Annotated in this window: 21 protein-coding genes; 15 read left to right on the plus strand and 6 right to left on the minus strand. The window is 74.9% G+C overall.

Annotated elements, in window-relative coordinates; all coding sequences use genetic code 11:
* The first annotated feature begins 82 nt into the window (after nucleotides 1-82).
* The 4 genes from K7G61_RS00300 to K7G61_RS00315 all read left to right on the plus strand — a co-directional run bounded on the left by K7G61_RS00300 (nucleotide 83) and on the right by K7G61_RS00315 (nucleotide 7,021).
* Nucleotides 83-1,708 (plus strand): beta-N-acetylhexosaminidase, encoded by a 1,626-nt coding sequence (locus tag K7G61_RS00300; protein WP_225844425.1) that lies wholly within the window; start codon nucleotides 83-85, stop codon nucleotides 1,706-1,708.
* A gap of 324 nt (nucleotides 1,709-2,032) precedes the next feature.
* A complete protein-coding gene (locus K7G61_RS00305; protein WP_225844426.1) occupies nucleotides 2,033-2,905 on the plus strand; it encodes a xanthine dehydrogenase family protein subunit M in 873 nt (290 codons plus the stop codon).
* Complete coding sequence (locus K7G61_RS00310; RefSeq protein ID WP_225844427.1) at nucleotides 2,902-4,668, plus strand: (2Fe-2S)-binding protein; 1,767 nt, start codon at nucleotides 2,902-2,904, stop codon at nucleotides 4,666-4,668. The genes K7G61_RS00305 and K7G61_RS00310 overlap by 4 nt, the downstream gene beginning before the upstream one ends.
* A gap of 49 nt (nucleotides 4,669-4,717) precedes the next feature.
* Nucleotides 4,718-7,021: a xanthine dehydrogenase family protein molybdopterin-binding subunit gene (locus K7G61_RS00315; RefSeq protein ID WP_225844428.1), complete on the plus strand. Its 2,304-nt coding sequence runs from the start codon at nucleotides 4,718-4,720 to the stop codon at nucleotides 7,019-7,021.
* A gap of 30 nt (nucleotides 7,022-7,051) precedes the next feature.
* Here K7G61_RS00315 and K7G61_RS00320 read toward each other — a convergent pair whose 3' ends face one another.
* From K7G61_RS00320 to K7G61_RS00330, 3 genes are all read right to left on the minus strand, one after another.
* Nucleotides 7,052-7,774: an isocitrate lyase/phosphoenolpyruvate mutase family protein gene (locus K7G61_RS00320; protein ID WP_225844429.1), complete on the minus strand. Its 723-nt coding sequence runs from the start codon at nucleotides 7,772-7,774 to the stop codon at nucleotides 7,052-7,054.
* Nucleotides 7,771-8,217: a carboxymuconolactone decarboxylase family protein gene (locus K7G61_RS00325; RefSeq protein WP_225844430.1), complete on the minus strand. Its 447-nt coding sequence runs from the start codon at nucleotides 8,215-8,217 to the stop codon at nucleotides 7,771-7,773. Before K7G61_RS00325 ends, K7G61_RS00320 begins: the two co-directional genes overlap by 4 nt.
* 125 nt (nucleotides 8,218-8,342) lie before the next feature.
* Nucleotides 8,343-8,891, minus strand: a complete 549-nt coding sequence (locus K7G61_RS00330; protein ID WP_225844431.1) for an AAA family ATPase — start codon at nucleotides 8,889-8,891, stop codon at nucleotides 8,343-8,345.
* A gap of 122 nt (nucleotides 8,892-9,013) precedes the next feature.
* On the opposite strand from K7G61_RS00330, the gene K7G61_RS00335 reads away from it, so the two are divergent.
* From K7G61_RS00335 to K7G61_RS00365, 7 genes are all read left to right on the plus strand, one after another.
* On the plus strand, nucleotides 9,014-9,547 hold the full coding sequence (locus K7G61_RS00335) for a GNAT family N-acetyltransferase (protein ID WP_225844432.1): 534 nt from the start codon (nucleotides 9,014-9,016) through the stop codon (nucleotides 9,545-9,547).
* Nucleotides 9,548-9,657: 110 nt separating this feature from the next.
* Nucleotides 9,658-11,136 carry an MFS transporter gene (locus tag K7G61_RS00340; protein ID WP_225844433.1) on the plus strand — a complete coding sequence of 493 codons (1,479 nt, stop codon included), beginning with the start codon at nucleotides 9,658-9,660 and terminating at the stop codon, nucleotides 11,134-11,136.
* A 36-nt stretch (nucleotides 11,137-11,172) separates the two neighbouring features.
* Nucleotides 11,173-11,373: a CopG family transcriptional regulator gene (locus tag K7G61_RS00345; RefSeq protein ID WP_225844434.1), complete on the plus strand. Its 201-nt coding sequence runs from the start codon at nucleotides 11,173-11,175 to the stop codon at nucleotides 11,371-11,373.
* Nucleotides 11,370-11,765, plus strand: coding sequence for a type II toxin-antitoxin system death-on-curing family toxin (locus tag K7G61_RS00350; RefSeq protein WP_225844435.1), 396 nt, complete (start codon nucleotides 11,370-11,372; stop codon nucleotides 11,763-11,765). The genes K7G61_RS00345 and K7G61_RS00350 overlap by 4 nt, the downstream gene beginning before the upstream one ends.
* Before the next feature lie 142 nt (nucleotides 11,766-11,907).
* Nucleotides 11,908-13,698, plus strand: coding sequence for a DEAD/DEAH box helicase (locus K7G61_RS00355; protein WP_225844436.1), 1,791 nt, complete (start codon nucleotides 11,908-11,910; stop codon nucleotides 13,696-13,698).
* Between the two features lie 283 nt (nucleotides 13,699-13,981).
* Nucleotides 13,982-14,713, plus strand: coding sequence for an IclR family transcriptional regulator (locus K7G61_RS00360; RefSeq protein ID WP_225844437.1), 732 nt, complete (start codon nucleotides 13,982-13,984; stop codon nucleotides 14,711-14,713).
* 162 nt (nucleotides 14,714-14,875) lie between these two features.
* Nucleotides 14,876-15,664: a S16 family serine protease gene (locus K7G61_RS00365; RefSeq protein ID WP_225844438.1), complete on the plus strand. Its 789-nt coding sequence runs from the start codon at nucleotides 14,876-14,878 to the stop codon at nucleotides 15,662-15,664.
* A gap of 37 nt (nucleotides 15,665-15,701) precedes the next feature.
* Here the strand turns inward: K7G61_RS00365 and K7G61_RS00370 are convergent, their stop codons facing one another.
* Nucleotides 15,702-16,169, minus strand: a complete 468-nt coding sequence (locus tag K7G61_RS00370; protein ID WP_225844439.1) for an Lrp/AsnC family transcriptional regulator — start codon at nucleotides 16,167-16,169, stop codon at nucleotides 15,702-15,704.
* A 124-nt stretch (nucleotides 16,170-16,293) separates the two neighbouring features.
* Between K7G61_RS00370 and hppD the strand changes: the two genes are divergently transcribed.
* Nucleotides 16,294-17,409 (plus strand): 4-hydroxyphenylpyruvate dioxygenase, encoded by a 1,116-nt coding sequence (gene hppD / locus K7G61_RS00375; protein ID WP_225844440.1) that lies wholly within the window; start codon nucleotides 16,294-16,296, stop codon nucleotides 17,407-17,409.
* Nucleotides 17,410-17,474: 65 nt separating this feature from the next.
* Nucleotides 17,475-18,845, plus strand: coding sequence for an FAD-binding oxidoreductase (locus K7G61_RS00380; protein ID WP_225844441.1), 1,371 nt, complete (start codon nucleotides 17,475-17,477; stop codon nucleotides 18,843-18,845).
* 47 nt (nucleotides 18,846-18,892) lie between these two features.
* On the opposite strand, the gene K7G61_RS00385 is transcribed toward K7G61_RS00380, so the two are convergent.
* A complete protein-coding gene (locus K7G61_RS00385) occupies nucleotides 18,893-19,336 on the minus strand; it encodes an SsgA family sporulation/cell division regulator (protein WP_225844442.1) in 444 nt (147 codons plus the stop codon).
* Nucleotides 19,337-19,602: 266 nt separating this feature from the next.
* Here K7G61_RS00385 and K7G61_RS00390 point away from each other — a divergent pair, with 266 nt between their 5' ends.
* Together K7G61_RS00390 and K7G61_RS00395 are read left to right on the plus strand one after the other, a co-directional pair.
* Nucleotides 19,603-20,985, plus strand: a complete 1,383-nt coding sequence (locus tag K7G61_RS00390; protein WP_225844443.1) for an RDD family protein — start codon at nucleotides 19,603-19,605, stop codon at nucleotides 20,983-20,985.
* Nucleotides 20,986-21,069: 84 nt separating this feature from the next.
* Complete coding sequence (locus K7G61_RS00395) at nucleotides 21,070-21,711, plus strand: RDD family protein (RefSeq protein ID WP_225844444.1); 642 nt, start codon at nucleotides 21,070-21,072, stop codon at nucleotides 21,709-21,711.
* A 107-nt stretch (nucleotides 21,712-21,818) separates the two neighbouring features.
* On the opposite strand, the gene K7G61_RS00400 is transcribed toward K7G61_RS00395, so the two are convergent.
* A complete protein-coding gene (locus K7G61_RS00400) occupies nucleotides 21,819-22,121 on the minus strand; it encodes a hypothetical protein (RefSeq protein ID WP_225844445.1) in 303 nt (100 codons plus the stop codon).
* Between the last annotated feature and the right edge of the window lie 118 nt (nucleotides 22,122-22,239).

Below are 22,239 nucleotides of genomic sequence, written 5' to 3' on the forward strand. Positions count from 1 at the left end.
CGGTCGGCACGGACCGGACCGAGGGCCCCTGACGGACGCGAGTGGTCCATGCCGATCGGCCCCACGGGGGCAGGATGACCTCATGGACCTCATCCCCCACCCCCGTCACGCCGCCTACGTCACCGACGACGGCTTCACCCTGCGGCCCGGCACCGTGCTCGACGTGGGGCCCGGCGCCGAGCGGGCGGGACGCTGGGTGAGGAGCGTGCTGGGGGCCGCCACGGGGCTGGAGTTCCCCGCCGGGGAGCCGGGCCCGGACGGGGCGGTGCGGCTGGCGGTGGACGCGACCGTGCCCGGCGGCCCGGAGGCCTACCGGATCACCGTGGACCCGCAGTGGGGGGTGCGGGTGACCGGAGCGGGGCCCGCCGGCGTGTTCTGGGGCGCCCAGACGCTGCGGCAGCTCCTGGGGCCCGAGGCGTTCCGCCGGGCGCCGACGGCCCCGGACCGCCGCTGGCGGGTGCCGGCCGGCCACCTCCAGGACGCGCCCCGGTTCGGCTGGCGCGGCTTCATGCTCGACGTGGCACGCCACTTCATGCCCAAGGACGGCGTCCTGCGGTACGTCGACCTGATGGCCGTCCACAAGCTGAACGTCCTGCACCTGCACCTGACCGACGACCAGGGCTGGCGGGTGGAGGTCGGGCGCTACCCGCGCCTGACCGAGGTCGGCGCCTGGCGCACCCGCACCAAGGTGGGCCTGGGCGCGCCCGACGTGTGGGACGAGCGTCCGCACGGCGGCTACTACACGCGGGACGACCTGCGCGAGATCGTCGCGTACGCCGCCGAGCGGCACATCACCGTCGTCCCCGAGATCGACATCCCCGGGCACTCGCAGGCGGCCATCGCCGCGTACCCGGAGCTGGGCAACACCGACGTCGTCGACACCGCCGCCCTCCCCGTGCTGACCGGCTGGGGCGTCAACCCCAACGTCCTCGCGCCCACCGAGCACACCCTGCGCTTTTACGAGAACGTCCTCACCGAGGTGCTGGAGATCTTCCCGGGGACGTTCGTCCACATCGGCGGTGACGAGTGCCCCACGGAGCAGTGGCGGTCCTCGCCCGCGGCCATGGAGCGCGTCGCCGAACTCGGCCTGAGGGACGCCGGCGAACTGCAGAGCCGGCTGATCCGGCACTTCGACCGGTGGCTGGCCGAGCGCGGCCGCCGCCTCATCGGCTGGGACGAGATCCTGGAGGGCGGCCTGGCGCCGGGCGCCGCCGTCGCCTCCTGGCGCGGCTACGCGGGCGGCATCGCGGCCGCCCGCGCCGGGCACGACGTGGTGATGTGCCCGCAGAGCCATGTCTACCTGGACTGGCGGCAGTCCGAACACCCCGACGAGCCCGCGCCGATCGCGCACGCCCGCACCCTGGAGGACGTCTACCGGTTCGAGCCGGTCCCTGACGAGCTGACGCCGCGGGAGGCCGCGCGCGTCATCGGCACCCAGGCCAACGCCTGGACCGAGGTGATGGATTCGGTGCGAGTGGTGGACTACATGGTCTTCCCGCGGCTGGCCGCCTTCGCCGAGGTCGCCTGGTCCGCGCTGCCCCCGCCCGCCGAGCGCGACTGGCCCGGCTTCGAGCGCCGGATGAGCGCCCACTACGCCCGGCTCGACGCCCTGGGCGTGGAGTACCGCCCGCCCGCCGGGCCGCGTCCCTGGCAGCGCCGCCCCGGCGTCACCGGCCGGCCCAAGGCGGGCCCGCCCCCGATCGTGTGAGCAATTTTCGGACTTTCCCCGTCTGCCGCACGGGCCCCGCGCGGAACTGGCACCGTGGTCCCCGTACGTACTGCGGCACCACCTCCCGGCACCGCTGATCGACGGCCAACCCGGCGCGGCGGCCGGTCCCGGCCCGGCCGTACGCGGCCGTACGCGGCCGTACGCCCGATCGGCGGGTACGGGCCGGTACGCCGGGGACCACGGGCACTTCGCGGACCCTCGCGTCGATCACCGGGGAACGTGTGCCAGAGTTGCCACGTCCGGGCTGTCAGCACGTACGGTACGGCTACCGCGTGACGGAGGAAGCCGGGAAGGGGCAGCGGCGTGAGCACGTATGCAGGGCAGGCGGCGGAGCACGTCACGCTGCCGTCCTCGCTCGACGAGGCCGTGGAGGCGCTCGCCGCCATGCCGACCGCCGTGCCCGTCGCCGGCGGCACCGACCTGATGGCCGCCGTCAACTCCGGGCTGCTGCGGCCCGCCGCGCTGGTGGGCCTCGGCCGGATCAGCGAGATCCGCGGCTGGCAGTACGCCGACGGCGCCGCCCTGCTCGGCGCGGGCCTCACCCACGCCCGCATGGGCCGCCCCGACTTCGCCGCCCTGATCCCCGCGCTGGCCGCCGCCGCCCGCTCCGCCGGGCCGCCGCAGATCCGCAACGCCGGCACGCTGGGCGGCAACATCGTCTCCGCCGCGCCCACCGGCGACTCGCTGCCGGTACTGGCCGCGCTCGAGGCCCATGTGATCGTGGCCGGCCCCGAGGGCGACCGCGAACTGCCGGTCAGTCACCTGCTGACCGGCATGGACCCGCTGCGCCCCGGGGAACTGGTGGCGTTCGTGCGCATCCCGCTGCTGCACGCCCCGCAGACCTTCCTCAAGGCCACCGGCCGCACCGGCCCCGGCCGCGCGGTCGCCTCGGTCGCCCTGGTGGTGGACCCGGCGCGGCGCCAGGTGCGCTGCGCGGTGGGCGCCGTCGCCCAGGTGCCGCTGCGTCCGCTGGAGGCCGAGCAGTGGGTGGCCGGGCTCGTCGACTGGGACGGGGACCGGGCGATCGCCCCCGAGGCGTGCACGGCCTTCGGCGAGTACGTGGCGGCCGCCTGCATCCCGGACCAGCCCGGGGTCGAACTGCCGCCGGCCGCCGTGCAACTGCGGCGTACCGTGGCGGCACTGTCCCGTCGAGCGCTCGGGAGGGCACTGGCATGACCGACCAGCCGCAACCGGGCGGGCCCGGCAACTCCGGCGCCTGGCAGCCCGTACCGGGCGGCGGGGACTACGACCCCGACCAGACCATGCACGTCTCCTTCGCCGCCCAGCTCCCGCCGCAGCCGCGCCCTGGGGAGGACCCGCTGGGCGCGCACGGCCCGGCCGGGCCGGTGGGCGGCGCCGAGAGCGGCGACCCGGCCACGCAGTGGACGATCCCGGTCATAAGGGATGAAGGGGAGGCCGAGTCGGGGGACTACTCCCTCGGCTCCGTCGGCGCCTTCCCGGCGTCCGCGTGGGACCGGGCGCCCTCTCCCGCCGCGCCCACGCAGTCCTTCCCCGCGGGGATGTTCGGGCAGGGCGCGGCGGCCGCCCAGGCGGCCCAGGCCGCGCGTGCCGCCGAGGCCGCCGCCCAGGGGTACGAGACGGGCCGCGAGCACCTGGAGCAGCGGCAGGACCCGGACGCGGGCCGGCTCCTGCCCGAACGGCCGCCGGCCGGCGAGTCCTACACCGGCCAGTGGCCCTCGCCCTACGCCGCCCACGACAACGGCGGCCCCTGGCTGCCCGCCCACGCCCCGGCCGCCGACGCGGCCTGGTCCGGCGTGGTCGACGACCCCGAACGCCCCGACACGGCCGCGGCCCACCCCGACCAGGCCTCCCACATCTCCCAGGTCTACGGCGGCGCCCTCGAGGCGCCGGCCGCCGAGCCCCCCGGCCCCTTCGCGGGTGACACGCCCGGCGGCTACGGCGGAGGCACGCAGGACCCGGCCGCCGACCCGGCCGCCTCCGGCTTCGCGGATCCGGCCGCCGCTCACGGGGAGCCCGGCGACGGCCCCGTACCCGGCGCGCGCCAGGAAGCCGAGGCCGCCGGTACGCCGTATGCCGACCCCGCCGCCGCTGCCTACGAGTCCGCCGACCACGCCGACAACGCCGGCCCCGCCGGCCACCCCGAACCCACCGACGGCGACACCCCGCGGGCCGTCGCGGCCGACGGCGAAGGCGACGCCGGCTCCGTACCGGCCGCCGGGCAGGAGCAGGCGCCCGCCGGGGCCGACGGCGGGCCGGACGCCCCTGCCGCCGGCGAACAGCCGCCGTCCGCGGCGGCCGACGACGTACCCGGGCCGGACGAGGGGCCCGGGGCCGCCGTGCCGGAGCCCGGGCCCGAGCAGCCCGGGCCGCGGCCCGATCCCGTGCCGCCGACCCGCAGCGAGCACCCGGTCGCCTCCTACATGCTGCGCGTCAACGGCAGCGACCGTCCGGTCACCGACGCCTGGCTGGGGGAGTCGCTGCTGTACGTGCTGCGCGAGCGGCTGGGACTGGCGGGCGCCAAGGACGGCTGCGAGCAGGGCGAGTGCGGGGCGTGCTCGGTGCAGGTGGACGGGCGGCTGGTGGCCTCGTGCCTGGTGCCCGCGGCCACCGCGGCGGGCAGCGACGTCCGTACCGTGGAGGGCCTCACGGTGGACGGCAGACCGTCCGACGTGCAGCGGGCGCTGGCCGACTGCGGGGCCGTGCAGTGCGGCTTCTGCGTCCCGGGCCTGGCGATGACCGTGCACGACCTGCTGGAGGGCAACCACCGGCCCAACGACCTGGAGGTGCGCCAGGCCATCAGCGGCAACCTGTGCCGCTGCTCCGGCTACCGGGGGGTGCTGGAGGCCGTGCGCCAGGTGATCGCCGGGCGGGCCGGCGACGAGGAGGCCCAGTCCGACCCCGACCAGGCCCGCGTCCCGCACCAGGGCCGCCAGGGCGCCCCGGAGGCGCAAGGATGACGGCGGCCCGCCCCACCACGCACGACACCCCGCAGGACGGAGGCGCCGCATGAGCATCATCGAGGGCGTGCCCGCGCCCGGCGGACTGGCCGCGGAACCCGCGCCGCACGGCATCGGCGCGTCCGTGCCGTCCGCCGACGCGCTCGCCAAGGCCCAGGGCACGTACCCGTACGCGGCCGACCTGTGGGCCGAGGGCCTGCTGTGGGCCGCCGTGCTGCGCTCGCCGCACCCGCACGCGCGCATCGCCCGCATCGACACCTCCGAGGCACTGGCGATGCCCGGGGTGCGGGCCGTCGTCACCCACGAGGACGTGCCGGGCGAGCCGATGCACGGCCGCCGTGTCGCCGACCGCCCGGTCTTCGCCCGCGACCTGGTCCGGCACCACGGCGAGCCCATCGCCGCCGTCGCCGCCGACCACCCCGACACCGCCCGGCTGGCCGCCGCCGCGATCCTGGTCGAGTACGAGGTGCTGGAACCCGTCACCGACCCGGAGAAGGCGTTCGCCGCCGAGCCGCTGCACCCGGACGGCAACCTGATCCGCCACATCCCGCTGCGCTTCGGCGACCCGGAGGTGGTCGGCGAGGTCGTCGTCGAGGGCCTGTACCGGGTCGGCCGCCAGGACCCGGCGCCGATCGGCGCCGAGGCGGGGCTGGCCGTGCCCCGGCCCGACGGCGGCGTCGAACTGTACGTGGCGTCCACCGACCCGCACGCCGACCGCGACCTGGCCGCCGCCTGCTTCGGCCTGGAGACCGACCGCGTCAAGGTGGTGGTCACCGGTGTGCCCGGCGCCATGGCCGACCGCGAGGACCCCGGCATCCAGCTCCCGCTCGGGCTGCTGGCGCTGAAGACCGGCTGCCCGGTGAAGTTCGTGGCCACCCGCGAGGAGTCCTTCCTCGGCCACGCCCACCGCCACCCGACGCTGCTGCGCTACCGCCACCACGCCGACGCCGAGGGCCGCCTGGTCAAGGTCGAGGCGCAGATCCTGCTCGACGCGGGCGCCTACGCCGACGCGTCCTCCGACGCGCTCGCCGCCGCGGTCGCCTTCGCCGCGGGCCCGTACGTCGTCCCGCACGTGTTCGTCGAGGGCTGGGCGGTGCGCACCAACAACCCGCCCTCCGGCCACGTCCGCGGCGAGGGCGCCCTGCAGGTGTGCGCGGCCTACGAGGGCCAGATGGACAAGCTGGCCGCGAAACTCGGCCTGGACCCGGCCGAGTTGCGGATGCGCAACGTGATGGCGACCGGTGACATGCTGCCCACGGGCCAGACCGTCACCTGCCCGGCGCCGGTCGGCGAACTGCTCAAGGCCGTCCGCGACGCCGACCTGCCGCCGCTGCCCGACGGCGACGACGAGTCGCAGTGGCTGCTGCCCGGCGGCATGGGCGGCGCGGGCGAGCCCGGCGCGGTGCGCCGCGGGGTCGGCTACGCGCTCGGCATGGTCCACGTCCTCGGCGCCGAGGGCACCGACGAGGTGTCGACGGCGACCGTGCGCATCCACGACGGGCAGGCCACCGTCATCTGCGCCGCCGTCGAGACCGGCCAGGGATTCTCCACGCTGGCCCGGCAGATCGTCCAGGAGGTCCTGGGCGTCGAGGACGTCCGCGTGCTGCCGTCCGACACCGACCAGCCGCCCGCCGGGCCGGCGGCCCGCAGCCGGCACACCTGGGTGTCCGGCGGGGCGGTGGAGCGGGCCGCGAAGATGGTGCGCACCCAGCTGCTGCAGCCGCTGGCCGCCAAGTTCGGCATGTCCGTCGAGCTGCTCTCCATCGCCGACGGCAAGATCACCTCCTACGACGGGGTGCTGTCGACCACCGTCGCCGAGACCCTCGACGGCAAGGAGCTGTGGGCCACCGCCCAGTGCCGCCCGCACCCCACCGACCGCCTCGACGACACCGGCCAGGGCGACGCCTTCGTCGGCCTGGCCTTCTGCGCGATCCGGGCGGTCGTCGACGTCGACATCGAGCTGGGAGCGGTGCGCGTGGTCGAGCTCGCCGTTGCCCAGGACGTCGGCCGCGTCCTGAACCCCCGCCAACTGGCCGCGCGCATCGAGGCCGGGGTGACGCAGGGCGTCGGGCTCGCCCTCATGGAGGACCTGCGCTCGCCGCGCGGCATCGTCAAGCGGCCCTCGCTGACCGGCTATCCGCTGCCGACGGCCCTGGACGCGCCCGACGTGCGCATCGTCCGCCTGGTGGAGGAACGGGACGTGGTGGCGCCCTTCGGCGCCAAGGCGGTCTCCGCGGTGCCGGTCGTGACGTCACCGGCCGCGGTGGCCGCGGCGGTGCGGGCCGCCACCGGGCGGCCCGTCAACCGGCTCCCGATCCGCCCCCAGGCGGCGATCGTCAAGCCCCCGGCCTGACACCACGCGGAATCCGCGCGGCGGGGGCTCTCACGCCAGCCCCTCCGCGAGGCGCCGCACGGCGTCGAGCGCCTGCGTGTGCAGGCCGCCGCCGAAGGTGACGCGGGTCGCGCCGAACACGCCCAGCTCCCGGGGCGCGGGCCCGCCCGCCTTGCACAGGGCGTTCACCGGGGCGCCCACCGCCTCCGCGATCGGCCCGAGCTGCTCGGGCGGCGCCAGGATCGGGTACACGCAGTCCGCGCCCGCCGCCACGTACAGCCGCGCCCGCTCGACCGCGGCGCCCAGCGTGCGGTCACCGCGCAGGTAGGTGTCGACGCGCGCGTTGACGACCAGCGCGTCCCCGGCGGCCTCGCGTACCTCGGCGAGCCGGTCGGCCTGCTCCGCGGGATCGCGCAGCCGCTTGGTGACGCGGTCGCTGTCCTCCAGGTTGCAGCCCGCGGCCCCTGTCGCGAGGAGCCGTTCGACCAGTTCACGGGCGGGCAGGCCGTAGCCGTCCTCGATGTCGGCGGTCACCGGCACGTCGACGGCCCGGACGATCCGGAAGACCGCCTCGAACATCTCCCCGGCCGGGGTGTGCCCGTCCTCGTACCCCAGTGACGCCGAGACCCCCGCGCTCGGCGTCGCCAGGGCCGGGAAGCCGGCGTCGGCGAAGACGCGGGCGCTGGCCGCGTCCCAGGGCCCGGGCAGGACCAGGGGATCGCCGGGCGCCCGCCCGTGGTGCAGTGCCCGCAGCACCGCCGCCGCGTCGCTCATGAGCGGCCCGCCGGCGGGGTGCGGAAGGTGACGTTGAAGCGGTTCCAGGCGTTGATCGCGACGATCGCCGAGACCAGCCTGGCCAGTTCCCTCTCGTCGAAGTGCGCGGCGGCCCGCTCGTACACCTCGTCCGGCACGAAGCCGTCGGTCAGCAGCGTCACCGCCTCGGTGAGGGCGAGCGCGGCCCGCTCCTTGTCGGTGTAGACGCCCTCGACCTCCTCCCAGGCGCTGAGCAGGAAGATGCGCTGGTCGGTTTCGCCGGCCTTGCGGGCGTCGGCGATGTGCATGTCGAGGCAGAAGGCGCACCGGTTGATCTGCGAGGCGCGGATCTTGACGAGTTCGGCGACGACCGGGTCGAGCCCCTCGGACGACACCTGGCTGAAGGCGAGCATCGCCCGGTGGACGTCGGGCGCCTGCCGCACGTAACGGGATCGCTGTGTCATGCGTACGACGCTACGGCCGTATTGCTCCGCGCCGTTGTACCAATCGGGGCCTCGATTCATGGGCCAATCCGGGCCGCCCGGGTGCCGCGCGCCCCGCGTGGTCCGCCGTACGGGCGGCGCCCGCGTCACTCGGCGACGAGCGCCTGTGCCAGCCCATCCAGGATCGCGTCCACCGTCTCGTCCGGTGACTGGTCGGTGCTGTCCACCCACAGCCCCAGCCTGGGCGTCTGCTCCCGCAGCACCTGGTCCAGGCCGCCGACCGTCCACGAGCCGTAGCCGCTCTTGGCGCGGGCCGCCTCGCGCCGCGCCACGGACTGCGCGCTGGGCGCGAGTACGACCAGGTACAGCGGGCGGGTGCGGATCGCGCGCAGATAAGGCTCCAGGTGCTCGCCGAGCACCACGTCCTGCACGACGGCGGTCCAGCCGGCCCCCGCGTACAGGTCGGCGGTGGCGGCCGACGCCTGGTAGCGCAGCCGCAGTTGCTCGGCGGCCTCCTGGTCGCCACCGGGCTCCTGCTCGCGGCGCCCGGAGACCATCATCCGCCGGAACACGTCACCGCGTACGTGCACCGCGCGCGGCAGACGCTCGGCCAGCAATTGCGCCACCGTGGACTTGCCGGAGGCCATGACTCCGGTGATCACCACGACGGCTCGTTCGAGCGACGCCTCGTCCATCGGGCGCGCCCCCTTCCCCGTGAGTCCTCGGGTCCGCCGGCTTCCCGGCGACGGTCCCGACCGGAATCCGAGCATTCCAGAATTCCGTTGATCGCGTGGTGTTCATCCGATAGCAATACCGGATGATCCGTGGTGAAAAAGTAGCCCTGCGCGCGCAGCGCGAGGACGACGTACCGATTCTGCACGAGGAGCTCTACGAGGACGTGGTCACGCGCTCGCGTGGCGACAACCGGCCCTGGCTCCCGCTGCCGCCCTCGCAGTCCCCGCTGGCGGCCGGAGAGCCGTCGGACGGGCACGCGTTCTTCGCGGTCGTCGAGCTGGCATCCGGCGAACTCGCGGGGCAGGCCGGGCTGTGGGGCATCAACACCCACAGCCGCTACGCCCACGTGGGCCTCGCCATGCGCCCCGCCTTCCGCGGCCGCGGCCTCGGCGCGGACGCCGTCCGCGCCCTTTGCGTCTACGGCTTCACCGTCCGCGGCCTGCGCCGCCTCCAGATCGAGACCCTGGCCGACAACCCCGCCATGATCGCCGTCGCCGAGGCCACCGGCTTCCGGCGCGAGGGCACCCTGCGCCGCGCCGCCTGGGCCTACGGGCGGGAAGTCGACGAGGCCCTGTTCGGCCTGCTCGCCGACGAATGGACGGGCGCGCCGACCTGATCGCGCGAGGGCGGTGGGCGCGAGCGGCCCGGCGCCGCTCCCCGCGAGCCCGGCCCGGTGATCGGGACACGGCAGGGGCATCGGGCACGGTTGCCCCTTACGCTGAGCGGATGGCCGAGGTCAGGACGCGCGGTGAGCGGGGGACACCCGGGGTCGGGGACGAGCGCGAGGGCGTGCTCGGGCGGCGGTACCGGGCGCTGACGCTGGGCATCGTGTCCGTCGTGCTGCTGATCGCCTTCGAGGCGACGGCGGTCGGCACCGCCATGCCCGTCGCCGCCCGTGAGCTGCACGGGCTCGGGCTGTACGCCTTCGCCTTCTCCGGCTTCTTCACCACCTCGCTGCCGGCCATGGTGGTCAGCGGGCAGTGGTGCGACCGCAAGGGCCCGCTCGCGCCGCTGTCGGCGGGCATCGCCGCCTTCGCCGCCGGACTCGTCGTCAGCGGCACCGCCCGCGCGATGTGGCCGTTCCTGCTGGGCCGGGCGGTCCAGGGCCTGGGCGGCGGACTGGTGATCGTCGCGCTGTACGTCGTCGTGGGCCGCGCCTACCCGGAGCGCCTGCGCCCCTCCGTACTCGCCGCCTTCGCCGCGGCCTGGGTCGTCCCCTCGATCGTCGGCCCCCTGGTCTCCGGCACCGTCACCGAACAGCTCGGCTGGCGCTGGGTGTTCCTGTCCATCCCGGCCCTGGTCGCCCTGCCGCTCGCGGTGATGCTGCCGCCCCTGCGCCGTGCGCGGGCCGAGGACGAGGGCCGCGGCGCCGCCGAACCGGCGCCCGTCCCGCCCGCAGGTCCGCGCCCCGACCCGGGCCCGCGCGTCCGGCTCGCCGTCACCGTGGCCCTCGGGGCCGTCCTGCTGCAGTACGCCGGGCAGGACCTGCGGCCGCTGTCGGCGGTGCCCGCGGTGGCCGGCGCCGCGCTGCTCGGGCCCGCGGCGGTACGGCTGCTGCCGCGCGGGACGTTCCGGGCCGCCCGTGGGCTGCCCACGGTCGTGCTGATGCGCGGGGTGTGCGCGGGCACCTTCATGGCCGCGGAGAGCTTCGTCCCCCTGATGCTGGTCACCCAGCGGGGGCTGTCGCCGACCCTGGCCGGGCTGTCGCTGGCCGGCGGCGGCTCCACCTGGGCGCTGGGTTCGTACGTCCAGGCCCGGCCCCGTTTCGCCGCCGCACGCGAACGCATGGTCCAACTCGGCATGCTGCTGTCGGGGTGCGCCATCGCCGCGGTGCCGCTTGCCCTGTGCCGGGCGGTCCCGCCGTGGACCGTGGCGGCCGCGTGGTGCGTGGGCGGGTTCGGCATGGGCCTGTCCATCGCCGCCATAGGGGTCCTGCTGCTCGACCTGTCGCCGCCGCGCGACGCCGGGGCGAACTCGGCCGCCCTCCAGGTCTGCGACGCGCTGTCGACCATCCTCCTCACCGCCGCGGCCGGCACGGTCTTCACCGCCCTCGGCGGCGGCTCCGTCGCCCCCTCCGCGACCGGCGCCACCGCCCACGCCGGCCACCCGGCGGCCTTCGCCGCGGTCTTCCTCCCGGCCGCGGCCATCGCCCTGGCGGGCGCGGGGATCGCGGCGCGGCTGCGGGTGGATGACACCCGCAAGTAGTACCAGAATGGTACCGCTAGGTGGTACCATTCCGGTATGGCCATGAACCTGCGTCTTCGCGACGACCAGACGGACGCGCTCAAGCGGAGAGCCGAGGAGGAGGGCACCAGCATGCACGCCATAGTGCTCAAGGCGGTGGACGACTACCTGGCGCGTACGGCCAAGCAGGCCATGGTGCGCAGGACGGCGATGGAGCAGGCGGCCAAGTGGCGCGAGCTGATGGAGCGTCTCAAGTGACCTATGTCTACCTGGATGCCGAGGACGCCCTCGTGATCGGGGAGGCCGCGTGCGACGACATGCAGATCGTGGTGCGGGACGCCGGACTGCTGGAATCCGCCGCGCACCGGCCGCGGGCCGAGATGTTCGGGCAGGAGGCGTATCCCGACCTGTTCGAGAAGGCCGCGGCCCTCCTGCAGTCGCTGGCCGTCAACCATCCGCTCTTCGACGGCAACAAGCGCACCGCGGTCCTGTCCTGCTTCTCCTTCCTCGCCATGAACGGTGTGCAGTTGCGGCCGGACATCGACGCGGCCGAGCGCCTGGTCGTCGACGTGGCCACCGGTGAACTGGACGAGGTCAAGTCCATAGCGGAGGTCTTGCGCGCCCTCGCCCCGCCGGAGCCGGGTCTGTGACCTCGGTCGCACCGCCGGGCGCCTCTCGCGTGGGCGCCCGGCGGCCGCGCGCGGGCCCGGTACGCTGAGGCGGTTTTCGTACGGTCGCGGCCGCCGCCGGGGCCGTACGGTCCACCGGCCCCGACCCGACGTACCGGAGACCGTGACTACCACCGCCTCGCATCCGCACCACCATCTCTCGCCCGCCTTCCCCGGCCGCGCCCCCTGGGGAACGGCGAACAAGCTGCGGGCCTGGCAGCAGGGGGCCATCGACGCGTACGTGGCCAAGCAGCCCAGGGACTTCCTCGCGGTGGCCACGCCCGGCGCGGGCAAGACGACCTTCGCGCTGACGCTCGCCTCGTACCTGCTGCACAACCACCTGGTCCAGCAGATCACCGTGGTCGCGCCGACCGAGCACCTCAAGACGCAGTGGGCGGACGCCGCCGCGCGGATAGGGATCAGGCTGGACCCGGAGTACAGCGCGGGGCCGGTCGGCCGCGACTACCACGGGGTCGCGGTGACGTACGCGGGCGTGGGCGTGCGCCCGATGCTGCACCGCAACCGGTGCGAGCAGCGCAAGACGCTGGTGATCCTGGACGAGATCCACCACGCCGGCGACAGCAAGTCGTGGGGCGAGGCGTGCCTGGAGGCGTTCGAACCGGCCACCCGGCGGCTGGCGCTGACCGGCACGCCGTTCCGCTCGGACACCAACCCGATCCCGTTCGTGACCTACGAGGAGGGCGCCGACGGCATCCGCCGCTCCTCGGCCGACTACACGTACGGGTACGGCAACGCGCTCGCCGACGGCGTCGTCCGCCCGGTGATCTTCCTCAGCTACAGCGGCAACATGCGCTGGCGCACCAAGGCCGGCGACGAGGTCTCGGCGAAGCTGGGCGAGCCGATGACCAAGGACGTCACCTCCCAGGCCTGGCGGACCGCCCTCGCGCCGACGGGGGAGTGGATCCCCAACGTCCTGAAGTCCGCCGACCAGCGCCTGACCGAGGTGCGCAAGGCCATCCCGGACGCAGGCGGCCTGGTGATCGCCACCGACCAGGACTCGGCCCGCGCGTACGCCAAACTGCTGAAGGAACTCACCGGGACCCGGCCCACCGTGGTGCTGTCCGACGACACCGGCGCCTCCAAGCGGATCGAGGAGTTCAGCTCGGGCCAGGACCGCTGGATGGTCGCGGTCCGCATGGTCTCCGAGGGCGTGGACGTGCCCAGGCTGGCCGTCGGGGTGTACGCCACCACCATCTCCACCCCGCTGTTCTTCGCGCAGGCGGTGGGCCGTTTCGTACGGTCGCGGCGGCGCGGCGAGACCGCGAGCGTCTTCCTGCCGACCGTCCCGTCGCTGCTGGAGTTCGCCGGCGAGATGGAGGCCGAGCGCGACCATGTACTGGACCGGCCCAGGAAGCAGGGCGAGGAGGACCTGTTCGCCGAGGAGGACAAACTCCTGGCGGAGGCGGAGAAGGCCGACGACGAGGTCACCGAGGACGACCAACTGCCCTTCGAGGCACTGGAGTCGGACGCGGTCTTCGACCGGGTGCTCTACGACGGCGCCGAGTTCGGCATGCAGGCGCACCCCGGCAGCGAGGAGGAGCAGGACTACCTCGGCATCCCCGGCCTGCTGGAGCCCGACCAGGTGCAGATACTCCTGCAGCGGCGGCAGGCCCGGCAGATCGCGCACAGCCGCAGGAAACCCGACGAGGAGGCCGACCTGCTCGAACTGCCCGCCGACCGGCGGCCGGTCGTCTCCCACCGCGAACTGCTCGAACTGCGCAAACAGCTCAATACGCTCGTCGGCGCCTACCACCACCAGAGCGGCAAACCGCACGGCGTGATCCACAACGAACTGCGGCGGGCGTGCGGCGGGCCGCCGAGCGCGGAGGCGAGCGCGGGGCAGCTCACCGAGCGCATCAAGAAGGTTCAGGAATGGGCGACCCGCATGCGCTGAACGGCGGGCCGCGGGCCCGCCGCACACCGTAAATGCGGTGGTGCGCACGGTGTTCGCGATGGCAGGATCCTCAAAGGCGGGTCAAAGTGGCGCCCGGATTGTGGACGACCTCTTCCGCTCAGCGGTACCCGCCGCTACGGTGCCGCTCACGCACGCGCCGTGGCAGTGCAGCCGCGTAGCGCAGCCGGTATGCCGACACCGGCGGCCTCTCCGCGTACTGCCCCGGGACCGGCAGTGCGTGCGACCCGTGAGATGCGCCGCTGATTCACGAGAAGGGGGCGTCGTGACCGCGGAGACGTCTCAAACGCTCGACCGGGGCCTGCGGGTCCTGAAGCTGCTCGCCGACACCGACCACGGGCTGACCGTGACCGAGCTGGCCGCCAGGCTCGGCGTGAACCGCACGGTGGTCTACCGGCTGCTGGCCACGCTGGAGCAGCACTCGCTGGTCCGCCGGGACCTGGGCGGGCGGGCCCGCGTCGGGCTCGGCGTCCTGGGCCTGGCCCACCAGGTGCACCCGCTGCTGCGCGAGGCCGCGCTGCCCGCCCTGCGGTCGCTCGCCGAGGACATCGGGGCCACCGCCCACCTCACCCTGGTCGACGGCAGCGAGGCGCTCGCGGTCGCCGTGGTCGAACCGACCTGGACCGACTACCACGTCGCCTACCGCACCGGCTTCCGCCACGCCCTCGACCGGGGCGCGGCCGGCCGCGCGATCCTGGCCGGCCGCGGCATGCAGCCCGCCGCCTGGGGCCCCGACGGCAAGCCGCAGGCGGGCGACGACGCCTACACCGAGACGGCCGCGCCGTCCGGGCCCCACGACACCCTGGGCAACCAGGCCCGCTACGTACTGACGCACGGCGAGCTGGAGGCCGGCGCGAGCGGCGCCGCCGCCCCCCTCCTCGGCGTGCCCGGCGTTGAGGGCAGCGTCGGCGTCGTCATGCTCGCCGAGTCCGTACCGGAACGGGTGGGCCCGCGGGTGGTGGAGGCGGCCATGGAGGTCGCGGACGCCCTGAGGTGACGCGGGCGCGCGGCACCTCCCCGGCCCGGCGCCGGCCGGCCCCCGGCGGACCCGCGCACGCCAACGTCGAGCGGGCCGCGGCAAACCCGCGCACGCCAACGCCGGCCGGGCCCCCGGCGGACCCGCGCACGCCGCCGTCGGCCGGTGTCATAGAGTCACCGCATGCCGAACGTCTCGCGCCGCACCGCGATCCTCGCCGCCTGCGCGGCCCTCATCGCGGCGCTCCTGGTCGTCGCCGCCTTCGCCCCGCTGCCGGTGTCGATCGTCTACCCGGGCACGACCGCGAACGTTCTCGGCTCGTACAAGGGCGCCCCGGTGATCACGATCAGCGGCGCCCCGGTCCGCCGTACGACCGGTGAGCTGCGGATGGTGACGGTGGAGGCGACCGCGCCCAACGCCTCGGTGCACTTCTCCGACGTCTGGCACGCCTGGTGGAACAAGGACGTGGCCGCGATGCCGCGCGACGCGGTCTACCCCAGCGGGGGTTCGGTGAAGGACGCCGCCAAGGTCAACCGCCGCGAGATGCTCCAGTCGCAGCAGGCCGCCACCGCGGCCGCGCTGAAGCAGCTGGGCCTGTCCCCCTCGCAGGTGAAGGTGAGCCTGCAGCTCGGCGACGTCGGCGGCCCCAGTGCCGGCCTGCTGTTCACGCTCGGCATCATCGACAAGATCGACGGCGACGGCCACGGCGGCGACCTCACCGGCGGCCGGACGATCGCGGGCACCGGCACCATCGACGCCTCCGGCAACGTCGGCGCGGTCGGCGGGGTGCCGCTGAAGGAGTTGGCCGCCCGCCGCGACGGGGCGACCGTCTTCCTCGTGCCGCGCGACGAGTGCTCGGACGCCAAGGCCCAGCTCCCCTCCGGCCTGCGGCTCGTCCCCGTCCGGACGCTGGACGGCGCCCTGTCCGCCCTGTCCGCCCTGCGGGCCGGCAAGCAGACCCCGACCTGCTGACGGGGGCGAGCGGGGCCCGAAATCCGGGCCACGCGGCTCAGTCCCGGGCCGCCTGCTCGACCAGCGGGATGATCCGCAGCGGCACCGGGTTCTCCATCACGATCGCCGTCGAGGCCCGCACGATGCCCTCGAAGCCCACGACCCGGTCGATCACCCGCTGGAGGTCCGCGTTGGAGCGGGCCACCAGGCGGCACAGCATGTCGCCCTCGCCGGTCGTGGTGTGCAGTTCGAGGACCTCCGGCACGCCGTCGAGGTGGTCGCGCACCTCCTGGCCCATGCCCTGCCTGATCTCCAGGGTGGCGAAGGCGGTCACCGGGTAGCCCAGGGCGGCCGGGTCGACCTGGGGGCCGAAGCCGCGGATCACGCCGTTCGCGCGCAGCCGGTCCAGCCGGGCCTGGACGGTGCCGCGGGCCACGCCCAGCCGCCGGGACGCCTCCAGCACGCCTATCCGGGGCTCGCGGTCCAGCAGCGTGATCAGCCGGCCGTCCAGCGCGTCGATTCCCATCCCCGCCCGCCTTCCATGGTCATACTGCACAGATTGACCCCCCGATCCTGGCCCGCGCTGGACAAGGTGTCCACCCGAAACCGGAACTGTTGCGCACTGTGGAGGGCGGGGAGACGCTTTTCCCATGACTGAGACCAAGGACGCTTTCCCCGTCAAGGGCATGGACGCCGTCGTCTTCGCCGTGGGCAACGCGAAGCAGGCCGCGCACTACTACTCGACCGCGTTCGGGATGCGCCGCGTCGCCTACGCCGGCCCGGAGAACGGCAGCCGCGAGACGGCCAGTTACGTACTGGAGTCCGGTGGCGCCCGCTTCGTCTTCACCTCCGTCATCAAGGCCACCACCGACCACGGCCGTTTCCTGGCCGAGCACGTCGCCGAGCACGGCGACGGGGTGATCGACCTCGCCATCGAGGTGCCGGACGCGCGGGCGGCCTACGCGTACGCCGTCGAGCACGGCGCCACCGGCCTGGAGGAGCCGTACGAGCTCAAGGACCAGTACGGCACCGTGGTGCTCGCCGCCATCGCCACCTACGGGCAGACCCGGCACACCCTGGTCGAGCGCTCCGGGTACGACGGCCCGTACCTGCCGGGCTACGACCCCGCGGAACCGATCGTCGCGCCCCCGCAGAACCGCTTCTTCCAGGCCATCGACCACTGCGTCGGCAACGTCGAACTCGGCCGGATGGACGAGTGGGTGACCTTCTACAACAAGGTCATGGGCTTCACCAACATGAAGGAGTTCGTCGGCGACGACATCGCCACCGAGTACTCCGCGCTGATGTCCAAGGTCGTCGCCGACGGCACCCGCAAGGTCAAGTTCCCGCTCAACGAGCCCGCCGTCGCCAGGAAGAAGTCGCAGATCGACGAGTACCTGGAGTTCTACGGCGGCCCGGGCGTCCAGCACATCGCGCTCGCCACCAACGACATCGTCGCCTCGGTGCGGGCCATGCGCGCGGCCGGCGTGGAGTTCCTCGACACCCCCGACTCGTACTACGACACCCTCGGCGAGTGGGTCGGCGACACCCGTGTGCCGCTGGACACCCTGCGCGAGCTGAAGATCCTCGCCGACCGCGACGAGGACGGCTACCTGCTGCAGATCTTCACCAAGCCGGTCCAGGACCGCCCGACCGTCTTCTTCGAGATGATCGAGCGGCACGGCTCGATGGGCTTCGGCAAGGGCAACTTCAAGGCGCTGTTCGAGGCGATCGAGCGCGAGCAGGAGCGGCGCGGCAACCTGTGACCCGCGGGAGGGCGCGGCCCCGGCCCCGCCTTCCCACGCGGCCGGGGCGGTGACACGCTTGGCGCATGCGCGACGAGCTGATCTCCGCCCTGGCCGCGGGGCTTCCCGAGGACACCCTGGTCACCGACCCGGACGTCATGGCGTCCTACGCCCGCGACATGGCGAGCTTCTCGCCGGCGGGCGCGCCCGCGGTCGTGGTGCTGCCGCGCACGGTCGAGCAGGTCCGGCACGTCATGCGGACGGCCACCGCGCTGCGGGTGCCGGTCGTCCCGCAGGGCGCCCGCACCGGCCTGTCCGGGGCGGCCAACGCCGTCGACGGGTGCGTCGTGCTGTCGCTGACCCGGATGGACCGGATCCTGGAGATCGACCCGGTCGAGCGCATCGCGGTGGCCGAACCCGGCGTGGTCAACGCGGTGCTGTCCCGCGCGGTCGCCGAGCGCGGCCTGTACTACCCGCCGGACCCCTCCAGTTGGGAGCAGTGCACCCTCGGCGGCAACATCGGCACCGGCGCGGGCGGACTGTGCTGCGTGAAGTACGGCGTCACGGCGGAGTACGTGCTCGGGCTCGACGTGGTGCTGGCCGACGGCCGGCTGCTGCGCACCGGCCGCCGTACCGCCAAGGGCGTGGCCGGCTACGACCTGACCCGGCTGTTCGTCGGCTCCGAGGGCACGCTGGGGATCGTGGTGAAGGCGGTGGTCGCGCTCAGGCCCGCCCCGCCGCGGCAGCTCGCGCTGGTCGCGGAGTTCGGTTCGGCCGCGGCGGCGAGCGACGCGATCTGCCGGATCATGGAGAGCGGCCGTACGCCCTCGCTGCTGGAGCTGATGGACGGCACCACGGTGCGGGCGGTCAACGCGATGGCCAGGATGGGGCTGCCGGAGAGCACGGAGGCGCTGCTGCTGGCCGCCTTCGACACGGCGGATCCGGCGGCCGACCTGGCGGCGGTGGGCGCGGTGTGCGAGGCGGCGGGCGCGACCGAGGTCGTCCCGGCGGCCGACGCGGCCGAGTCGGAGATGCTGCTGCAGGCCCGGCGGCTGTCGCTGACCGCGCTGGAACGGGTCTCCACCGCGACGATGATCGACGACGTGTGCGTGCCCCGCGGCCGGCTCGGCGACATGCTCGACGGGGTCGCGGCCATCGCGAAGAAGTACGACCTGACCATCGGGGTGTGCGCGCACGCGGGCGACGGCAACACCCACCCCGTGGTGTGCTTCGACGCGCGCGACGAGGACGAGACCCGGCGGGCCCGCGAGTCCTTCGACGAGATCATGGAACTCGGCCTCGGCCTCGGCGGCACCATCACCGGCGAGCACGGGGTGGGCCTGCTGAAGAAGGACTGGCTGGCCCGGGAGCTGGGCCCGACCGCGGTGGAGTTGCAGCGCGGGGTCAAGGCCGTCTTCGACCCGCTGGGACTGCTCAACCCGGGCAAGGTGTTCTGAGCGGCGGCGGGCAAGGTGTTCCGGGCGGCGGCGGGGGAAGGCCGCCCTCACGCTCCCGCGTCCGGGGTCTCGTCCCCGCTGGTACGGGCCAGCAGGCGGCTCAGACCGTCGTCCAGCCCGAGCTGCTCGTGCTCGGTGCCGGGGGCGACGGCCCGCAGGGTGCGCTCCAGCCAGGCGGCGACCGGGGTCGCGGGGACCTCCAGCAGCGCCTCGCCGTCCGGTGAGCTGAGCGCCAGGCAGACCACGGCCCGCCCGCCGACCTTGGTCGGCCAGATCCGCACGTCGCCGTTCCCGCACGGCCGGAACACGCCCTCGACGATCAGTTCGCGGGCGAACGTCCACTTCACGGGGGCGTCGGAGCCCACGTGGAAGGTGATGTGCACGGCGTAGGGGTCGTCGGTGCGGTAGGCCAGCCGGGCCGGAACCGGAATACTGCGTTCCGGCGACAGCACGAGTTGCATTTCGAGTTCGCGTTCCACCACGGTCTGCATGAGTCGACGTCCTTTCCCTGGCGCGGTGGCCCCTGGACCGGTTGTCGCGAGCGGGGCCGCACCTGGAGAGAGCGCGTGCCTGTCCCACCATTACGCGAGTCGCGGGATTTCGTTTCAACTTTCCGGAACCTGGGGGCGCGCGATGGCGCATCCGGGTAAGGACGAGTCATCAGGGTGGTGTGCGCGGGGCCGGACACGACGGGTCCGCGGGTCTGGTACATGTGGACGGCACACCGCCGGCCGAGCAGATACGGAATCCGTGAACCATGAGCGCACCCACGTCTGGCTCCTCCGGTTCTTCCGCCGCTTCCCCGGTCCCCGGCTACTACCCGGACCCCTCGATCCCGAACTACATCCGCTACTGGAACGGTTCGGCCTGGGTCCCGGGCACCAGCCGGCCTGCGCCCCTCGACGGTGAGATGCCGCCCGCGCCCGCGGGCCCGGCCCCCTCGCCGCCGGGGCCGGCCCCGGCGGTCGACGAATCGGGCCTGATGTACCTGGACGAGGACCCCTCCGCACCGCGGTCCGAGGGTCCGTCCGCGTTCCCGCCGCCGCTCGTGGCGGGCGACGCTCCGGCCGTGCCGGGCCAGGCCGGCCCCGCGTCGGCGCCGGAGGTACGGCGGGACCCGCGCGCCGCACCGGGGGCGGCCGACGCGCCGCCGCTCCGGGACCGCCCGGGTCCCGACCGCCCGGGTTCCGCCGGGGGAGCCGCCACCGCGCCCGTGCCCGGGACCGTCCCCGCCCCCGCTCCGGCCCCGGCGTGGCCGGAACGGGGCCCGCGGCCGGAACCGCCGCCCCTCACCTGGGGCGTACCGCGGCAGCAGTCGGCCGAGCCCGCGCAAGGGGGCCCCGGCGCCTACCGGGCGCCGGCGTCCCCGCCCCTCCAGCCCGGCCCGCAGGCCCAGCCCCAACCCCAGCCCGGCCCGCAGCCCCAGCCCGGCCCGCAGCCCCAGCCCCCACCGCACGTCCAGCCGCAGCCCCAGCCCCGGCCCGAACCCCGGCCCGAACCGCGGCCCGAGCCCCAGGCCGGGCCGGCGGCCGGGGGGCAGGCACCGCCCTGGGCCGCCCAGGTACGGGAGCTGGCGCAGCAAGGAGGCGCGGGCGCGGAGCCCGTCGTGCCGTGGCGCCCCGTGGCCGCCGATCCGTTCGCGAGCGCGGCGGGGCACGACCGGCCCGGGGGCCTGGGGCGCCGGCTGGTCGCGCGGCTGGTGGACAGTGTCCTGCTGGGCGCCGTGACGGCGGCGGTCGCCGTGCCGCTGGGCAGGTCCGCGTACCACCACGACAAGGCCAAGGTGGACGCCGCGCGGCAGAGCGGGCGGATGGTCAGGGTGTGGCTGCTCGACGGCACGACGGGGGCCCAACTTGCCGCCGTGCTCGCCGTGGTGCTGGTCGCCGGGCTGCTGCTGGAGGTGCTGCCGACCGCGAGGTGGGGCCGCACCCTCGGCAAGAAGCTGGTGGGCCTGAAGGTGCTGGACATCGAGGCCCAGCTGCCGCCCTCGTTCTGGGCGAGCCTGCGCCGCTGGCTGACCAGGACCGTGCTGAACGCGCTGGTGGTGGGCGTGGCCGGAGTGGCCTGGTGCCTGTTCGACCGGCCCTGGAAGCAGTGCTGGCACGACAAGGCGGCACGTACCTTCGTCGCCGCCGCCTGAGCGGGCGGCCGGGAGGACGGCCCCGGTCGCCCGAACGGATCTTCGCGGCGGGCGGGGGCGCGGCCCCCGCGTTTGACTCGACGTATGAGCACCGAGCCGCCGCCCGAGCCGCCGCCCGACCAGCCCCCGCCGGGCAGCCCGTACGGCGGCGGCCCGCACGGCGCGCCCCCACCCGGGGGCGGCGGCCCCCGCAACCCGTACGAGGGCGGTCCCGGCGGTCCCGGCGGTCCCGGCGGTTCCTGGGGGGCCGGCGGTCCGTACGGGCCTTACGGGGCCCCCGACCCGCTCGCCGACATGCCGCCGCTCGCCGGGGGCGGCAGGCGCCTGCTGGCCCGGATCATCGACATCATCGTGGTGCTGATCCCGGCCGGCCTGCTGGACTGGGCGGCCGGCGGCATCCACGGCAACGACTTCAGCACCGGCCGTTCCGCCCTCGGCGGCGTGTTCACCGCGGGGCTCGGCTTCCTCTACGAGTGGTACATGACCATGACCACCGGCCAGACCCTCGGCAAGCGGGCCACGGGGCTGCGCGCGGCCATGCTCGCCAACGGCGACGTCCCGCCGTCCTCGGCGGCCGCGGCGCGGGCGGCCGTCCTGTGGCTGCCGGCGTTCTTCTGCAGCTGCTTCTGGTTCGTGATCATCGGTATGACGGTGCTGTTCGACCGCCCCTACCGGCAGGGCATCGAGGACAAGGCGGCCAGGACCGTGGTCGTGGTCGCCGTCTGACGCCGCTCGCGCGGCACACCGCCGCGAACGCCGCCGACTGCCGCGAACCGCCGTCAACTGCCCTGTGCCGCCCCGGGCCTGACGGCCCGGCGGGCCGGCCGGAGGGCTCAGCGCCGCAGGGAGTGCTCGCCCACCCGGGTGCCGCTCGCGCCGGGCACACGCGCCCGGGGCAGGTCGACGGTGGCCGGGGGCGCGCTCGTGACCGCGGGGGGCGCGGCCGCCGCGGCGGTCCGCCGGCCGCCGCGCGCGGTGACGGCGAAGGCGACGAGCAGGCCCAGGACCAGGCCGGCCGCCGCGATGGCCACGACACCGGCGCCGCCGCGGGCGCCCGACAGCAGCAGCATCGCGAAGGTGGACACGACGACGGCCAGGGAACCGTAGCCGACTTGCGCGGGCGTAGGACGTGGCATTGGGGGATCCGTCCTCGGGAGTACGCCGGTGCGGGGGCCTTGCGGACACCGGCGGGTGGCTCAAGGGCTGACGCGCTGACTCTACGGTCGGCATGCCCGGCGACGGCACCGGGTAAGC

The organism is Streptomyces sp. HPF1205, from assembly GCF_020400825.1.
GTDB lineage: Bacteria > Actinomycetota > Actinomycetes > Streptomycetales > Streptomycetaceae > Actinacidiphila.

Excerpts from the sequence above, each read along its gene's own strand:
- K7G61_RS00385 (WP_225844442.1), bottom strand. The coding sequence starts at position 19,336 with ATGCAGACCGTGGTGGAACGCGAACTCGAAATGCAACTCGTGCTGTCG.
- K7G61_RS00395 (WP_225844444.1), top strand. The coding sequence starts at position 21,070 with ATGAGCACCGAGCCGCCGCCCGAGCCGCCGCCCGACCAGCCCCCGCCG.
- K7G61_RS00330 (WP_225844431.1), bottom strand. The coding sequence starts at position 8,891 with ATGGACGAGGCGTCGCTCGAACGAGCCGTCGTGGTGATCACCGGAGTC.
- K7G61_RS00320 (WP_225844429.1), bottom strand. The coding sequence starts at position 7,774 with ATGAGCGACGCGGCGGCGGTGCTGCGGGCACTGCACCACGGGCGGGCG.
- K7G61_RS00325 (WP_225844430.1), bottom strand. The coding sequence starts at position 8,217 with ATGACACAGCGATCCCGTTACGTGCGGCAGGCGCCCGACGTCCACCGG.
- K7G61_RS00340 (WP_225844433.1), top strand. The coding sequence starts at position 9,658 with ATGGCCGAGGTCAGGACGCGCGGTGAGCGGGGGACACCCGGGGTCGGG.
- K7G61_RS00380 (WP_225844441.1), top strand. The coding sequence starts at position 17,475 with ATGCGCGACGAGCTGATCTCCGCCCTGGCCGCGGGGCTTCCCGAGGAC.
- hppD (WP_225844440.1), top strand. The coding sequence starts at position 16,294 with ATGACTGAGACCAAGGACGCTTTCCCCGTCAAGGGCATGGACGCCGTC.
- K7G61_RS00335 (WP_225844432.1), top strand. The coding sequence starts at position 9,014 with ATGATCCGTGGTGAAAAAGTAGCCCTGCGCGCGCAGCGCGAGGACGAC.
- K7G61_RS00345 (WP_225844434.1), top strand. The coding sequence starts at position 11,173 with ATGGCCATGAACCTGCGTCTTCGCGACGACCAGACGGACGCGCTCAAG.
- K7G61_RS00300 (WP_225844425.1), top strand. The coding sequence starts at position 83 with ATGGACCTCATCCCCCACCCCCGTCACGCCGCCTACGTCACCGACGAC.
- K7G61_RS00400 (WP_225844445.1), bottom strand. The coding sequence starts at position 22,121 with ATGCCACGTCCTACGCCCGCGCAAGTCGGCTACGGTTCCCTGGCCGTC.
- K7G61_RS00390 (WP_225844443.1), top strand. The coding sequence starts at position 19,603 with ATGAGCGCACCCACGTCTGGCTCCTCCGGTTCTTCCGCCGCTTCCCCG.
- K7G61_RS00370 (WP_225844439.1), bottom strand. The coding sequence starts at position 16,169 with ATGGGAATCGACGCGCTGGACGGCCGGCTGATCACGCTGCTGGACCGC.
- K7G61_RS00315 (WP_225844428.1), top strand. The coding sequence starts at position 4,718 with ATGAGCATCATCGAGGGCGTGCCCGCGCCCGGCGGACTGGCCGCGGAA.
- K7G61_RS00365 (WP_225844438.1), top strand. The coding sequence starts at position 14,876 with ATGCCGAACGTCTCGCGCCGCACCGCGATCCTCGCCGCCTGCGCGGCC.
- K7G61_RS00310 (WP_225844427.1), top strand. The coding sequence starts at position 2,902 with ATGACCGACCAGCCGCAACCGGGCGGGCCCGGCAACTCCGGCGCCTGG.